The 16238-nt window shown below is 49.5% G+C and carries 16 protein-coding genes; 15 read left to right on the top strand and 1 reads right to left on the bottom strand.

Annotated elements, in window-relative coordinates:
• Nucleotides 1–67 precede the first annotated feature (67 nt).
• The 10 genes from PUT07_RS20250 to PUT07_RS20205 all read left to right on the top strand — a co-directional run bounded on the left by PUT07_RS20250 (nt 68) and on the right by PUT07_RS20205 (nt 10135).
• Nucleotides 68–1141 carry a Bug family tripartite tricarboxylate transporter substrate binding protein gene (locus PUT07_RS20250; RefSeq protein WP_274470202.1) on the top strand — a complete coding sequence of 358 codons (1074 nt, stop codon included), beginning with the start codon at nt 68–70 and terminating at the stop codon, nt 1139–1141.
• Between the two features lie 56 nt (nt 1142–1197).
• Entirely contained in the window at nt 1198–1659 is a 462-nt protein-coding gene (locus PUT07_RS20245) for a tripartite tricarboxylate transporter TctB family protein (RefSeq protein ID WP_274470201.1), read from the top strand.
• A 1-nt stretch (nt 1660) separates the two neighbouring features.
• Entirely contained in the window at nt 1661–3187 is a 1527-nt protein-coding gene (locus tag PUT07_RS20240) for a tripartite tricarboxylate transporter permease (protein ID WP_274470200.1), read from the top strand.
• A gap of 73 nt (nt 3188–3260) precedes the next feature.
• The gene (locus PUT07_RS20235) at nt 3261–4184 is read left to right on the top strand and encodes an AEC family transporter (RefSeq protein ID WP_274470198.1); all 924 of its coding nucleotides are present in this window, start codon (nt 3261–3263) and stop codon (nt 4182–4184) included.
• 56 nt (nt 4185–4240) lie between these two features.
• Nucleotides 4241–5695 carry an NAD-dependent malic enzyme gene (locus tag PUT07_RS20230; protein ID WP_274470197.1) on the top strand — a complete coding sequence of 485 codons (1455 nt, stop codon included), beginning with the start codon at nt 4241–4243 and terminating at the stop codon, nt 5693–5695.
• Between the two features lie 171 nt (nt 5696–5866).
• Nucleotides 5867–6874 carry a DUF3231 family protein gene (locus PUT07_RS20225; protein ID WP_274470196.1) on the top strand — a complete coding sequence of 336 codons (1008 nt, stop codon included), beginning with the start codon at nt 5867–5869 and terminating at the stop codon, nt 6872–6874.
• A 23-nt stretch (nt 6875–6897) separates the two neighbouring features.
• Complete coding sequence (locus tag PUT07_RS20220; protein ID WP_274470195.1) at nt 6898–7362, top strand: hypothetical protein; 465 nt, start codon at nt 6898–6900, stop codon at nt 7360–7362.
• 188 nt (nt 7363–7550) lie between these two features.
• Nucleotides 7551–8597: an LLM class flavin-dependent oxidoreductase gene (locus PUT07_RS20215; RefSeq protein WP_274470194.1), complete on the top strand. Its 1047-nt coding sequence runs from the start codon at nt 7551–7553 to the stop codon at nt 8595–8597.
• A gap of 142 nt (nt 8598–8739) precedes the next feature.
• Nucleotides 8740–9651, top strand: a complete 912-nt coding sequence (locus tag PUT07_RS20210; RefSeq protein WP_274470193.1) for an acetamidase/formamidase family protein — start codon at nt 8740–8742, stop codon at nt 9649–9651.
• 286 nt (nt 9652–9937) lie between these two features.
• Complete coding sequence (locus PUT07_RS20205) at nt 9938–10135, top strand: hypothetical protein (RefSeq protein WP_274470192.1); 198 nt, start codon at nt 9938–9940, stop codon at nt 10133–10135.
• Here the strand turns inward: PUT07_RS20205 and pdxR are convergent.
• Nucleotides 10104–11513 (bottom strand): MocR-like pyridoxine biosynthesis transcription factor PdxR, encoded by a 1410-nt coding sequence (pdxR, locus tag PUT07_RS20200; protein ID WP_274470191.1) that lies wholly within the window; start codon nt 11511–11513, stop codon nt 10104–10106. The two genes, PUT07_RS20205 and pdxR, sit on opposite strands and share 32 nt — an antisense overlap.
• Before the next feature lie 108 nt (nt 11514–11621).
• On the opposite strand from pdxR, the gene PUT07_RS20195 reads away from it, so the two are divergent.
• From PUT07_RS20195 to PUT07_RS20175, 5 genes are all read left to right on the top strand, one after another.
• Nucleotides 11622–12167: a pyridoxamine 5'-phosphate oxidase family protein gene (locus PUT07_RS20195; RefSeq protein ID WP_274470190.1), complete on the top strand. Its 546-nt coding sequence runs from the start codon at nt 11622–11624 to the stop codon at nt 12165–12167.
• A gap of 225 nt (nt 12168–12392) precedes the next feature.
• Nucleotides 12393–13472 (top strand): sensor histidine kinase, encoded by a 1080-nt coding sequence (locus tag PUT07_RS20190; RefSeq protein WP_274470189.1) that lies wholly within the window; start codon nt 12393–12395, stop codon nt 13470–13472.
• Nucleotides 13450–14115: a response regulator gene (locus tag PUT07_RS20185; protein WP_274470187.1), complete on the top strand. Its 666-nt coding sequence runs from the start codon at nt 13450–13452 to the stop codon at nt 14113–14115. The genes PUT07_RS20190 and PUT07_RS20185 overlap by 23 nt, the downstream gene beginning before the upstream one ends.
• Nucleotides 14116–14538: 423 nt before the next feature.
• On the top strand, nt 14539–15534 hold the full coding sequence (gene msrA, locus PUT07_RS20180) for a peptide-methionine (S)-S-oxide reductase MsrA (protein ID WP_274470900.1): 996 nt from the start codon (nt 14539–14541) through the stop codon (nt 15532–15534).
• A 76-nt stretch (nt 15535–15610) separates the two neighbouring features.
• Complete coding sequence (locus PUT07_RS20175) at nt 15611–16093, top strand: DinB family protein (RefSeq protein WP_274470186.1); 483 nt, start codon at nt 15611–15613, stop codon at nt 16091–16093.
• Nucleotides 16094–16238 lie beyond the last annotated feature (145 nt).

Raw genomic sequence — 16238 nt, 5'->3', positions numbered from 1 at the left:
ACGAATGGTATTCTGAAAACGCTTCAAAGAAAGCGCATACAAAAAACGAAAACCGGAGGGGTTCATTTTGATAAAACAATTGGTGTTAGCTTCGTGGAAAGTAACGGCTGTGAGTCTTCTTGCCGTCAGTCTGGCCGCTTGCGGCAGCAACATGGCCAAACCGGCGGCATCGACCGCAGCGGCGGATAAAAGCAAGGAATCTACGGCGCCGGCAGCGGCGAAATCCAATTATCCGGAGAAAGCGGTAAGCATCATCGCTCCTTCCGGTGCAGGCGGCGGTTGGGACATGACGGCTCGGACCATCGCCAAAGTATTAACGGAAACGAAAGCCATCGATAAGCCGGTTACCGTCGAGAACAAACCGGGCGGCGGCGGCGCCGTATTCATGGCGGAATACGCGACGAAAGACGTGAAAGACAATTACAAGCTGTTCGTCAGTTCACCTCCGATCCTGATTAATCATCTGAAGAAAGAAGGCAATACGCCGTACGGCTACAACGATACGACGCCTTTGGCCCAGCTCACGAAAGACTATGGTGCGGTTGCCGTAGCGGCAAATTCCAAATATAAAGATTTGAAATCGCTGCTCGACGACATGAAGGCGGATCCAACGAAGCTTACGGTAGCCGGCGGTTCGGCGCCCGGATCGATGGATCATCTCGTTTCGATTCTGCCGGCGTTCAAATATGGCATTGACCCGAAGAAGGTCAAATACGTGTCCTATGACGGCGGCGGAGAAGCCGTTACCGCGCTGCTCGGCGGCAACGCCGATGTATTGGGAACGGATGCTTCCTCCCTGGATCAATATGTGAAAGCAGGGAAGATCCGCATCCTTGCAGTAGCCGCGCCGTCCAGGCTCGGCGGCAGCCTGAAGGACGTTCCAACGATGAAAGAACAGGGCGTCGATGCGGAGTTCATGATCTGGCGCGGTTTCTTCGGACCGAAGAACATGAGTGCGGATGCCAAAGGCTACTGGGAAGCGACGATTGCGAAAATGGTAGAGTCCGATGCTTGGAAAAAAGAAGTGCAGGCGAACAACTGGGAAACGGATTATAAGAAAGCGGATGATTTCAAAGCTTATTTGAGCCAGCAAGAAGCCCAGCTTAAAGACATGCTGACAGCGCTCGGCATGCAGAAATAAAAAGACAAGGGAGAAGAGGCCTCTTCTCCCTTGCCCTTAGGATTGGAGGCAGCGAGATGAGTACGACGTTTGACCGTTATGCCGGCATTGCTTTTTTCGCCATCGGCTTGGCATTTGTTATTGGATCTTTAGGCATTTCCACTAGCGCTTACGGCAGTCATGTAGGGGCCAATATTTTTCCTATGATTCTAGGATCATTCTTGTCATTGATGAGCATTCGTCTCATTTATGAGACTTTCCGCAAGCAGCGTGCTGAGAAACGTGAAGAAAGTTTGGATTACAAAAGATTCGGTATCATTTTTATCGCGGCTGTCTTATATGCCTTATTCCTTGAAGATATCGGCTTCGTCATTTCCACATTCCTGTTCCTGATGATCGGGTTCCAAACGATGCAAAAGGGGAGAGTTGGAATTTCCTTCGTCATTGCCGCCTGTTTCTCTTATGGCGTTTATTATTTATACGTCCATGTGCTCGATGGATCGCTCCCCGGGTTTCCGACATGGTTAGGGGGCGCTTAATATGAGTACGGTTGATTATGTATTACACGGACTAAGTACGGCCATGCAGTGGCATAATGTCATGTTCGTCTTCCTTGGTGTTTTGATTGGCACCGTCGTCGGGGTGCTTCCCGGCATCGGTCCGATGAGCGGCGTTGCCCTGTTGATCCCGATCACGGCAACGATGACGGCGGGCTTAAGCCCGGAGGAAGCGGCCACGAGTTCCATCATTTTGTTGGCAGGCGTGTATTACGGAGCGATGTACGGGGGTTCGACGACTTCGATCCTTCTGAACACGCCGGGGGAGTCATCGTCTGTCGTCACAACGCTGGACGGTTACCAAATGGCGAAGCAAGGCAGAGCCGGAGCAGCGCTTGCGATATCGGCAATCGGTTCCTTCGCAGCCGGGATTATTTCGTTAATCGGGTTGATCTTCTTGGCGCGTCCCTTATCGGCAGTAGCCATCAAATTCGGACCGGCCGAATATTTCTCCCTCATGGTGCTCGGCCTGCTTGCCATTAGCGGACTAGCCGGCAAATCCATGGTGAAAGCGCTCATGATGACGGCTTTCGGGCTATTGCTGGCGACGATCGGCATCGACAGCGTTTCGGGCGTGGAACGATTCACCTTCGGCGTTCCCGAGCTGTATCAGGGCCTGGAGTTCCTAACCGTGGCCGTGGGTACCTTCGCCGTCGGAGAAGTATTCAAGACGATTCTCCAGCGCGAAGGCAATGACGGCGAGTTGGCCAAAATCAATCGCATTCTGCCGACGAAGCAGGATTTGAAAGATAGCGCGGCACCGATCGCACGCGGTTCCGTGCTCGGCTTCTTCATCGGTTTGCTTCCTGGCGCAGGCGCTATTCTGGCTTCGTTCTTCGCCTATATTGTGGAGAAGAAGATTAGTAAAAATCCTGAGAAATTCGGCAAAGGAGCCATCGAAGGCGTAGCCTCGCCGGAATCTGCGAACAATGCCGCCTCCGGTGGCGCGATGATTCCGCTGTTAACGCTGGGCATTCCATCCTCCGGCACCACGGCGATTCTGATGGGGGCTTTCATTATGTACAATGTACAGCCAGGTCCTTTATTATTCCAGGATCACCCGCAGCTTGCGTGGGGCGTCATCGCCAGCATGTTCGTCGGCAATCTGATGCTGTTGATTCTTAATATGCCTTTGGTCAAAGTGTTTGCCAAGGTTATTGAAACTCCAACGAAATATTTAATTCCGTTGATTATCGTTTTCTCCGTATTTGGCGTATACGCCGTTCAGTATTCGACGTTCGATCTGATGCTCATCATGGGCTGCGGTCTTGTCGGTTACTTCCTGGCTAAGAATGATTACCCGCTGGCGCCGCTAGTCCTCGGTCTTATTCTCGGTCCAATGATGGAAAACAATATGCGAAGAGCGCTGACCATCTCCAACGGCGATTTCATGATCTTCCTGCAAAAGCCGGTTTCGCTCGTTTTCCTGATCATCGGACTTCTGTGGATCTGCATTCCGCTGATCATGAAATGGAGAGGCAAAAATGTTCTTGTGAACGAGGAAGGATAAAAGCTCCCGTCAGCCTCTGATCAAGTCAGTTACGCTCCAACGATCAGGGGTTGGCATTGGAGAGTAAACGGCCATGGATATTCTGTTCTTAATCTTACTGAATGTAATCGTCCCCGTTTTTTTACTTATTGGTGCCGGCGTGCTGATGCACCGTGTCTTTCACTTTGAGATGAACACGCTCTCCAAGCTCAATGCTTATTTCCTGCTGCCGGCTGTTAGCTTTACCAACATTTATGAAAGTAAATTTGAAGCGGCTCTTCTATTTCAGATCGTGGGCTTCCTGTTGCTGCAAAGCGCGATGCTTATCTTGATGAGCAAGATGACGGCCAAATTAGCCAATTTTGATAAAGGGCTGTCTTCGAGCTTTGCCAACAGCGTTGTCCTTAGCAATTCCGGCAATTTTGGACTTCCCGTCTCGCAGCTTGTTTTTCACAATAGTCCTCTTGGGCTATCCGTGCAAATTGTCGTATCGATTTATCAGAACATGCTGACGAATACGTACGGTCTAATGAACGCGGCATCGGCGCAAAGCCAGGGGCAGAAGCTGCTCAAAGAGCTGATGAGAAATCCGATGATCTATGCATTCATTCTGGGCATGGTTATGCATGCTCTCGCGGTTCCCATACCCGGATTTATCTGGAATCCCTTGCAGAACGTCGCTAATGCGTTTCTTGCGATTGCACTGGTGACATTGGGGGCACAATCCGCATACATGCAATTCAAGCACTTCAGTCCGGCACTTCTCTTCAGCTTGCTGGGCAGACTCATCGTTTCACCGGTAATTGCACTAGGATTTATATGGCTTCTCCAATTGGAAGGTCCGGCGGCGCAAGCCTTGTTCATTGCCAGCAGCTTTCCAACGTCCAGGAATAGCGCCGCATTCGCCTTGGAGTACGGGAATCATCCGGAGTACGCGGCGCAAGCCGTCTTGCTATCCACCTTGCTGAGCAGCGTGACGGTAACCGGAGTTGTCTTTATGGCTAAAATCTTATTCTAACATCAACAACGTGCAGCGGACTGCTGCGTAATCGTACGAAACACTGGAGGCTTGCTATGAATCGGACAATGGGTGGTAAAAACATTATTTTACGCGTGGAACTGCAGACGGAGCAGATCCACTTCGGGCAATTGATTACGGTCATTACGGAAAACGGCGGGGACGTTATCGCGATTGACGTCATCCAAACCGGTCCGAATTGGACGGTTCGCGACATTACGGTATCCGCAACGGAGCAAGCCCAGCTGGACAAAATAACAGCCAGGATGAAAGATCTGGCCGGCGTGCGGCTCGTTCATGTGTCGGATCGCACCTTTCTGCTCCACCTCGGCGGTAAAATCGAGATGAAGCCCAAGGCGCCCATTCAGAACAGGGACGATCTCTCCCGGGTGTACACACCGGATGTTGCCAGAGTTTGCATGGCCATCCATGAAAATGCCGATAATGCCTATAAGCTTACGATTAAACGCAATACGGTCGCCGTCGTTTCCGACGGCAGCGCCGTCCTCGGGCTCGGCAATATCGGGCCTTACGCCGCGATGCCGGTTATGGAGGGCAAAGCCATGCTGTTCAAGCAGTTTGCGGACGTTGACGCGATCCCTATTTGCTTGAGCACTCAGAGCACCGATGAAATCGTCGCGACAATCAAGCATCTGTCGCCGGGCTTCGGCGGCATCAACCTGGAGGATATTTCCTCACCGCGGTGCTTTGAGATTGAAGAGCGGCTGCGCAATGAATTGGACATCCCTGTGTTTCACGACGACCAGCACGGTACGGCCGTTGTCTTATACGCCGGGCTTATCAACGCCTTGAAGGTTGTCGGCAAACGGATTCAGGACGCCAAGGTCGTCATCTGCGGGATCGGTGCAGCAGGTATTGCCTGCTCCAACATTTTGCTTGCTGCAGGCGTGAAAGAGCTGATCGGGGTTGACCGGGAAGGTGCATTGGTTCGTACTGCGGATTACACGAATCCGATGTGGAATGGGTACGCGGAACGGACAAACCCAAACTTGCGCGAAGGTTCCCTGCATGAAGTGATCGATGGGGCTGATGTGTTCATCGGCTTATCTGCCGGGGGCGTGCTGAAGCGGCGGGATGTGGAGCGGATGTCGGAGAACCCGATCGTATTCGTGATGGCGAACCCTACGCCTGAGATTCAACCGGACGAAATCGAAGATATAGCCGGCGTTATTGCTACGGGCCGTTCGGACTTCCCTAACCAAATTAATAACGTACTTTGTTTTCCGGGCATTTTCCGTGCGGCACTGGACTGTCAGGCTGCCGCGATCAACGAGGAGATGAAGCTTGCGGCTTCCGCAGCGATCGCTTCCGTCGTCACGCAGCAGGAATTGAACAAGCTTTATATTATCCCGAGCGTATTTAATCAGGAGGTTGTGAGACGAATTCGAGAAGCTGTCATTCAAGCCGCCATTCAGACGGGGGTGGCACGGCGTATCCCGCGAGAGTTCCGGCAGACGGAACCGTCGGGTACGAACATGGCTTTCCGCTAAACATCCTAAAGCGCTGCTGTCACAGGTTTTCTGTGGCAGCTTTTTTATTGTACCATTCGGACCGTCCGATTTTGCTCAGGTTGCATTTCATTACAATTCACCAAGCGGGTTAGTATAGGGCTGACAATTCTGATAATACTAAGGTAAAGGCTCTTGGAGGTACTCATAACAATGGCATCGAAAGCGGAATCAATCAGCGCATCAGAGTTAGGGACACTTTGGCTGACTTATCAGCAAAAAACGCTCATTCTTAGGATCCTGGAATATTTCATGGAGAAAACAGATGATCCCGAAGCAAGAAATATTATGGGAGGCTTATGGCAGGATCTGAGTCATTATGTGGACAAAATTGTTGATTTATTTGACACGCAAGGGATCGTCGTGCCCGTAGGCTTTTCCAAGGGGGATGTCAATTTAGAAGCACCGAAACTGTTTGATAATGGATTCGATATTATGCTTCTTCGGGTCTTAAAAGAAATAAGCATGGGGATGTACACACTGAATTTAAATATGGCTTATCAGGGGGTCGTGATGGATATTTATGAGGGATTAACTGCTGTTACTCAGAATGTCTATAAACGATCAACGGAGTATTTGCTTAAAAAGGGGATTCTCACTACGCCGCCCAAAGTAACGCTGCCTCATGCCAATGGGTTTGTTGAGAGTGAAGACTATCTGAGCGGCTTTCATCTCTTTGGCAGCAAAAGAGCCTTGAATACCATTGAAGTAGGCATTCTTCATCATGGGATCGAGACAAACAATATTGGCTTACAGCTCATTTCAGGCTTTGCCCAATGTGCGAATACCGCCGAAATAAGGGAATATTTCGCAAAAGGAATGGAACTTGCCAAGAAGCAAATAAAAACCTTTGAAGATATTCTCCTTGAGAGCGACATTCAGTTCTCGGCCACTTCCGGGAGCACGGTAACAACTTCAACCTTGGCCCCCTTTTCAGAGAAGCTCATGATGTTTTGTATTCACCTGCTGAATACGTTCGGGATGGTGAGCTGCAGCTTCGGAACCATTTTTACATTACGAAATGACTTGAGCTTGAAATCAGGATTAATCACCAAAGATGTCTATGTATATACCCGTGAAGGAATTAAGTTGATGATTAAACACGGTTGGCTGGAGGAACCGCCGCAAATGGAGGACCGCAGACAGTTGATTAAGCAGTAATATTAAGCAAAGAAGAGATCACTATGACAAAAGACGAACTTGAGAAGATGTTGTGGAGTATCGCTTTGCCGGGTTTCCCTCAACTTTTGGATGGCAAATTTGCAAAAGGGGTTCTATTCATTGGATTAGAAATATTAATCAATGTTCAATCCAATTTCAATACCGCTATCATGTTAAGTTTTCAAGGGAAGATGGAGCAAGCAACCCAGCAAACTAATTATCAATGGTTAATGTTTTATCCTTGTCTGTACTTTTTTGCTATGTGGGATGCTTACAGAGAGGCTCTAGGCGAAAAAAGACCGTTCATATTTTTGCCGTTCGCTTTCTGCGCATACTTTGTTACGGTCGGATTGATGTACTCTTCAACGTTTCGTATCAAGAATGTGCTGCTTGGTCCAATATGGCTCCCGATACTTTGCGTTCCGCTGGGGATATGCTCGGGACTTATTCTTATGAAAGTATTTGAGCGTTTGATCAAGAATGGATAACTACGCCAGACCAGACGATTATAGCTGAAAGCCAGGTTCAGATCCCATTGACCTGGCTTTTTTGTCATTTTATTTTTTTGATTTTTTATCCTGTTGACAGAAATAAATCATCGTCATATAGTTTAAATTATTGAATTAAATAATTTTAGAATAAATAATATTAGCGTATATGATAGGGGGATATAACCATGGAAATTGGAGTCGATACATTTGTCGAAACAACGCCCGATGTTCATACGGGTGAGACGATCAGTCATGCGCAGCGAATTCGTGAGGTCGTTGAGGAGATGGTCCTCGCCGATCAGGTGGGGTTGGATGTATTCGGTGTCGGCGAGCATCACCGCAAGGAATTTGGGGATTCGGCGACTGCGGTTATTCTAGCGGCTGGGGCGGCCATGACCCAAAGGATACGTTTAACGAGCTCGGTAACGGTGCTCTCTGCTGTCGATCCCGTACGTTTATTCCAGCAATTCGCCACACTAGACGGCATTTCCAACGGACGTGCGGAAATTATCGCGGGTAGAGGCTCTATGGTCGATGCGTTCCCTTTGTTTGGCTACGATCTCCAAGATTATGAAGAACTGTTCGAGGAGAAGCTGGAATTATTATTGCAATTAAGGGATTCGGAGAAAGTGACTTGGAGAGGGGGACATCGGCCGGCTTTTACCAACCTCGGTGTGTATCCGCGTCCGGTACAGCCCTCATTACCGATTTGGCTTGGCAGCGGAGGGAATGCGGAATCCGTCATACGAGCTGGTTTACTTGGACTGCCTCTTGTTCTGGCGATCATTGGCGGGAGTCCCCTGCAATTCGCCCCATTAGTGCCGCTTTACAAGAAGGCGGCTGCTCAAGCAGGTCATGATGTATCCAAATTACCAATAGCCGTACACTCCCTGGGCTTCGTTGCAGAGAGCACTTCGCTTGCGGTGGACAAGTATTTCCCTCCGACGCAGGCATCGTTTAATTATTTTGGCAAAGAACGCGGTTGGAGACCCTATACCCGGTCAGGCTTCGACGCCTCGCGCAGTTTAGACGGCGCGCTCTATGTAGGCGACCCGGAAACCGTCGCCAACAAAATCCTCTATATGCGCGAACAGTTAGGGTTCTCGCGATTCTTCCTGCATCTTCCCGTCGGCACGATGCCGCATGAGGAAGTGATGAGGGCCATTGAGCTGCTGGGAACGGAAGTCGCCCCGCGAGTCCGCGAAGAGGTGGCAAGATTGAAAGCTGAGTAAGGTATGCCGAGAGGATAAGGATAAACACGATCGACGGCCGTTGTGTGCTGCTGTCCAACGGGCAGGATAATCCGGGGGCGTTATGGAATATATGGGGTGGCATGCAGGAACTGTTAAATCATGCACATGAGGAGGAGTAACCGTGATTCATTCGTTCATACCTCAGCATTATTTCAACACGTTAGGCAGTCATCCGCCAATCATGACAATTCGCGACGGGGATACGGTCATTACGACGACCGTCGATGCGAGAGGCTGGGACGACAAGGGGGAAAGTGCGGCAGCCCGCGGAAATCCGATGACCGGGCCTTTCTATGTAGAAGGAGCGATGCCCGGCGATACGCTGGCGGTTCGATTCGATTCCATCACACCGAACCGCGATTGGGCTTGGACAACGAACATGCTTGCTCCCGGAGTCGTCGACCCCTCGTTTGCCGCTGCGCTGCCGGCATCGGATATCGTACGCTGGACGGTGGATGTGCAGCAGGGCGTTGCTTATCTGGAGGATCCGACGCCGGGACTGGCTGAATGGAAGCTGCCTTTGCGGCCTTTTCTAGGTTGCTTCGGTGTGGCGCCTGCCAACGGGCAGTTCATCACAACGGCGACGAGCGGTATGTACGGGGGGAACATGGACTACAAAGGCCTGGTGGCAGGCACGACAGTCTATTTACCGGTATCGGTTGAAGGCGGCTTGTTTTATTTGGGTGACGGACATGCCTTGCAAGGTGACGGCGAGATCATCGGGACAGGTCTCGAAATCTCCATGAATGTCCAGTTCACACTCAGCGTACGGAAAGGTACGCCGATCAGTTGGCCGCGGGGGGAAACCGACACGCATTGGTTCTGTATCGGCAATGCCCGGCCGCTCGACCAGGCGCTTCAACATGCGACGACCGAGATGTTCCGGCTGCTGCAGGCAGATTGCGGCTTAACGCCTTCGGAAGCCAGTCTGCTGCTGGGCCAGGCCGTTGAATATGAAATCGCCAATATGTTCAACCCCGCTTACAGCGTCGTCTGCAAGGTGCCGAAATCCGTCATACCCGTACCGAACTAAGTCATACGTTAACTTTTTATGCAAACGGAGCTCCGCCAATGAAGCGGACTCCGTTTTTTTATATACCAAATTATTTCGTACAGCGCGTTAAAAGAGATGCTCTATTGTATTTGCTCTTACTGCTGTCATTGGCCTATATCATGTATGTCGCTATCGGGATCTGGGAAATTCATGCATACATATTGGGCGAATTTTACATATTAATTATTAGTCATATAGGAATGAGAAGTAGATGTGTCGATCAATCCAGTAAACGGTTCGAAGTTTATATGACAAGGAGCGCGGCATGGATAAAACAGATCACTTGAACGAGCTCAACCAATGGATCGGCGTCATTAGCCATAATTATATTTTAATTATTGTTGCGGCCATTATTTTCTTTGCTTGCAAATCGCTGCTTGGCTACCTGACTTACCGGAAATTTACACGACAACTGAATGAGATCAAGCAGCTCATTGCCGATAGGGGGAAGGAAGGCAGCTAGCGAGCATCCGGATGCCTGTCTCAATGGCTTCAACCGTTAATCCACCGAATCCTAGCATGATATAGGAGTTGCTCTCGGGCGGGGGACTATGCCAAAACCTGACCGGAGCATAAACTTTGACCCCCTTCTGCCCGGCTTTCTCGATGAGTTCGGAAGCTGTTATGCCACTAAGTCGCAATAGGATATGCAAACCCGATCGCTCCCCCACAATAGTGACGCCGGTACCCATAACGTGTTGAATACATCTAAGCAGAGCTTGATGCTTTCTTTGATACATCTTGCGCATTCGCCGAATGTGTCTCTCGAATTCACCGGTCTGCATGAAGCGGGCCATAGCCCGCTGAATGATAGGAGAGGCAGATTGGGAATACGCCGCGAACTTGCTTGAATATTCGACCAAGAGCGAAGGGGGAAGCACGATATAACTTAACCGGCATGAAGGCAGGAATGATTTGGAGAACGTACCCAAATAAATAACACGCTCCTCTTCGTCCAGGGATTTTAACGAAGGAATGGGTTGACCCTGGTAACGAAATTCGCCGTCATAATCATCCTCGATGATGTATCCCCCCGTTTGATAGGCCCACTTTAGCAATTTCAACCTTTTCGAAATGCTCAGAACCATACCGACCGGAAACTGGTGGGAAGGCGTTACATATACGGCTTGCGCCACACTCGATTGCAGCTGCTCCACGGACAATCCATCCTTCTCGAGCGCAATTGGCTCAATATGGCATCCCTGATCCTCAAAGACGGATCGAACCCCGCTGTATCCCGGTTCCTCCATGGCCACGGTTAGTTCCCTTAGCGCTAGAAGCTGACAGATCAACGCGATAGAGGCCTGTGTTCCGGCCGTTATAATGATCTGTTCCGGCGTAGAGCGGACACCTCGGGATTGCAGCAAATAGTTGGCAATTTCCCTCCGCAAAACCAACTCGCCTTGATTCTCCGTATACTGAAACATCCAGTCATTCTCTTGATCGAGCACATCCGACAAACATTTCTTCCACTGCTTCATGGGGAATTTCTCAACATCGACATTCCCGTATTCGAAATCCACCATGGTGCCGCTGGGCGGCTGACATGCCGCGATCGCGGGGCGTTCGGCCGCACTCGGATGCAGGAGGGGTTGCTCGATGCTTGCAACCCAGATGCCGCTTTTGGGGATACTTTCGAGGTATCCCTCTGATTGCAATTGTTGATAAGCCGCTTCAATGGTGTTCCGGCTAACCTTGAGATGGACGGTGAGCTGGCGAATGGACGGCATTTTCATACCTGGCACGAATCGGCTTTCTTCGATTTCTTTCTTAATCCAATGATATAATTGGCTGTATAGCGGCTCTGGCAATTCTTTATGCAAGAACGGGGTGAATTCCACGGTAACCTCCATCTGTCCCTATTCATTTTTCTGATTCTGGATCTTTTCTCATGTACAGAACTTTTCTACAATGATTTTATCATTTATTTAGAAGGATGGGATGGAAACATGCAGAAAGTTCGCCTAGAAAAATTGGTGTGTACAGATGAAATGCGCATTGAGCAATTCCTAAGCAGCGCACGGACAGGGTATCTTGGATTAACGGATGGGGTTACGCCCTATGTGGTGCCTTTAAATTATGTCTGGATGAATGGAGCCGTATATATTCATGGAGCAGCGCAAGGAAGAAAAGTGGAGATGATTCATGCCAATCCCAACTGCTGTTTCACCGTATCTGAAGATTACGGAACCATGGTAAGTCCTATCCCCGCCAAAACGGATACAGCTTACATGAGCGTGATGCTATTCGGGGCACTCGAGAAGGTGACGGATCTCCAAGAAGCTACCGCGGCCATGCAAGGCATGTTGGATAAGTACGTTCCGGGGTATTACGAGCAAAACCTTGCACAGTCCCATGTCGAGAGGTACCGCTCATCGCTGGGAAGCTATACCGCAGTATACAAGCTTATTCCCAGCGCACGAACCGCCAAAGAAAATCAAATGGATCCGAATTTGTCTTACTACCCAGGCAGGAAGGTAGAGATGGATATCTAATCTTATAAATGACCGTGCTTTGATAACGTATGTATCCACCAGACGAGAGGAGAGGCGATCATGCTCCAAGGAACGGATCTTATGCAAAAGGCGCCGCTCTCATTGCGATTGTTTTTTGGATTAAAGCTTGTCTTCGAATTGGTCCTGACAAGTGTTTATTATTATGAGAATTCGATTGCGATTTTTTGGCGATTCAGTTTTTTAGTCTTTTCTTTGGGGGTATTCTTGGCAGTTAGTTTGTTCTACACCAAAATGAACAAGCGGAGAAATTGGCTTTTTCACCTGCTCATCATCGATTTCTTAGTATCAGCTTCTTATGGCTATGTCTATGTGAGCGGAGATCTCCCCAATCACTTGTTTGTCGGCATTACGGCACTGGCCATTCTGATGTTTCTGAAGAAGATCCGCATCCTCATCGCAGCGTGTATCTTGTTGCTTATCGTCTATCTTGTTACAATGGGCAGTATTGATTGGTACTTGTATCAGCATCTGGATAAAAACAGCTATTTTATTACGTGTTCCTTTATTGTTTTCGCCGGGATCGTGAGCTCTTTGATTAATTTCTATCAAGGTGCGCGCAAGGAAACGGTGCAGTTGTATGAACAATTGAAGCAATCCCATGAGCGGCTGCAGATATACGCCCTCAAGGCGGAAGAGTTGGCGGCGGCGAGAGAAAGAGTAAGAATTGCACGCGATATTCACGATACGGTGGGGCATAAATTAACGGCATTGCTGGTTCAAATGCAAGTGGCTCGCAAGCTCAACCAAGCGGACCCTCCGCGCAGCGAGCAAGCCTACCTGATGTGCGAGGAGCTAGTCAGGTCCTCTTTGCAAGAATTACGTCTTTCCGTAAGGGCGATCCGTGATGAACCTGTACAGTCCACTTCGTTCGAGGAGCGTCTTCGGGTGCTTGCCGAAGAGTTCACCCAATTCGCCAACGTACATACCGTGCTTGAAGTGGAGGGAGAGCCTGTCACTCTCCCTGCCGATCTGCAGCTAACTGCTTATCGAATTGTACAAGAATCTCTCACGAACGCCCAAAAACATGGACAGGCCAAACATGCCTACATCATGTTAACTTACTCCGAAGCGGCATTTACCTTATGCATTCGGAACGACGGGGAGCTGCCTCACGAGCTCAAACCGGGATTCGGGTTAATGAATCTGCAGGAGAGGGTGCGGGAGTGGCACGGCGATGTGCATTTTCGGACGGATCAGAGAACGGGATTCACGGTTGAAGTGCAATTCCCTTATTCTGTAACAGAAATGGAGCGAGTATGGATTGAAGAAGATATTAATCGTTGACGATCAACGTCTGATGAGAGAAGGACTTGCGACCATCATCGGGTTGGAACCGGATATGGAAGTGGTGGGAACGGCCGTGGACGGGAGAGACGCCTATGCCAAGACAGCCGAGTGGCTGCCGGATGTGGTGCTGATGGACATTCGAATGCCCGGCATGGACGGGGTCGAAGGGGCGGAGTTAATTCTCAAGTATTTTCCGGAGACCAAAGTATTGATTCTGACCACCTTCGACGATGCCGAGCTCATTATGAAGGCGCTGGAGAAAGGCGTTCATGGCTACTTATTAAAGGATATGCCATCAGAGGCGATCGTAAGCGCCATCCAAACGGTATATAATGGCGGGACCGTTTTTCAACACGAGATTACGGCAGTGCTGCTGCAAGAGATCAAGAAAATGACGGAAGTGAATCCGGGCAAGGTCCATTCGGCTCAGCGCACCGAGCCTGACGAGCTTAGGCATTTAACGGACCGGGAGAGAGAGGTATTGGCTCTGCTCGGTCAAGGACTCAATAATAAAGAAATGGCGGACTTGCTTTTTGTTACGGAAGGCACAGTGAAGAATCACGTTTCGAACCTGATTGCGAAGCTTGGGCTGCGCGATAGAACGCAAGCGGCGTTATTCTCCGTTCATCATCTGAGCTGATGAAGAGGGCATGACTTTTGGCATAGAGCATGAATGATATCATGCTTTAGCGATCAAAGGTCGTGCCCTTTTTGCTGTGAATTCATGACTTTCCACAGGTTTGCTTGCGATTCATTCTTGTTACAATCCAAGTAACGAAAAACAAAAGGAGGATAGACGTGAAAAAATCGACGGTGCGTTTCGTCCTTGTGGCTGTTCTTCTTACGTTAGTGGTTGGAACTTTCTATGAAGTCAATTGTTTTCTGAACTATTAAGGGATACCCGGGTGTATACGACTCCCTTATGTACCGTGGAGGTGAAAGGATCATGAAGCTAACAAACCGCAATTTTATGGTGTTATCCGTCACGCTGCTTGGCTTACTTGGCTATTCCTTATTCAGTGCCAGTCACAAAAAGGATATCGTCAAAGCGCAAGCTGCGGTGATGACGAATGAAGTTTCGAACACGCCTTATGAAACGGCGACTTTCGCAGGCGGCTGCTTCTGGTTGATGGAAGAGGTGTTCGAGAAGCTTGACGGTGTGTTAAGTGTTGAAAATGGCTATACGGGAGGTCATACGGAGAATCCCACGTATGAAGAAGTAGGCTCCGGCAGGACAGGACATCTCGAAGCGGTGGAAGTTCGTTATAATCCGGATCAAATTTCGTATGACAACCTGCTGCAAGTTTTCTGGCGAAACGTTGATCCTACGGATGCTAACGGTCAGTTCGCCAACCGCGGCAGCGAATATCAATCCGTCTTGTTCTATATGAACAATGAACAGCAAGCGTTGGCGGAGGCATCCAGAGATGCGTTAGCGGCTTCAGCAAGGTTCGGTAAACCGATTGTAACGAAAATTGAGCCTGCCACGACGTTTTACAAGGCGGAAGAAGAGCATCAAAACTTTTATAAGAAGAACCCGATCGCTTTCAAAATTAATCTGCTCGGTTCCGGCCGCGAGGCAAGCTTAGATCCAATCTGGGGGAGTGACAGGATCGTGAACATGCAGCAAGATGGGGACAAGGAAGCTAAGCTCCAAACACTGACCAAGCTCCAATATGAAGTCACTCAACATGGAAGGGACGAAGAGCCGTTTCACAACGAGTACTGGGACAACCACGAAGAGGGCATTTATGTGGATATCGTGTCCGGCGAGCCGCTGTTCAGTTCCAAGGACAAATTCGATGCAGGTGTGGGTTGGCCGAATTTCACCAAACCGCTGGAGCCCAACAATCTGGTTGTGACGCATAGCGGCGGCTTCTTGTCTGTCGCTCCTGAGGTTAGAAGCAAGAAGGCTGATTCCTTCTTGGGTCACAAGTTCAATAACGGACCCCAACCGGCGGGCGTTCGATACTGTATAAATTCTGCATCGTTACAGTTTATCCCCAAGCAAGCGCTCGAAGACCAAGGCTACGGTGCATATGCCAAGCTGTTTGACTAATCACCCGATTCATTCGGTTTCCATATATACGCGGGCAAGAACATCATCCTACTAATATCATTCTGGAGGGCTAACTATGAGAGAACCATTCGTATTCCATTCGTTTAACAAACAACATGACGCTTTTATTGACCTGGTAAGCAAATGTCCCGCCGAGTTACGCCAAGTTGTGCCTGCAGGCTTTGAAACAAATCTTCTATGGCATGTCGGGCATGTGCTTGTCGTGACGGAGTTCCACGTGTTCGCTCTTGCGGACCTGCCGCAAGTTATCCCGGCTACTTATCAAAATATGTTCGCTTACCGGACCAAAGCTTCGGATTGGACCGAAGAGCCGCCAACCTGGGATATACTTATCGCGCAATTAAAAGAACAGCGTTATTTGATCAATGAGACGTTGAGAGGGAAATTGGAAGTGCCTGTGAAAGAGAACTTTCTGAAAGCGGACAACCGGGGAGAGCTCCTGCTTGCAACCTCCGAGCATTTGGCCACGCATATTGGTGTCGCGTCCGCTATGATCCAGCTTCTGCAAGAAGTCAACCGATCTGCCAGTAGGAATTGAACGCACAACTTAAGTTCCGCCATGAAGAGGCTGCCGCGAGCAGCCTCTTTTTATTTTCGAGCCGCAGACAAGTCAGAAAGGAGAACATGCGGATGCCATCGAAATAGGTAATCAAAGCGATGAGGCAAGAAGCACGCAATTCAAG

The organism is Paenibacillus sp. MAHUQ-63, from assembly GCF_028765165.1.
Classification (GTDB): domain Bacteria; phylum Bacillota; class Bacilli; order Paenibacillales; family NBRC-103111; genus Paenibacillus_E.
This window is presented reverse-complemented; position numbering and strand designations above follow the sequence as displayed.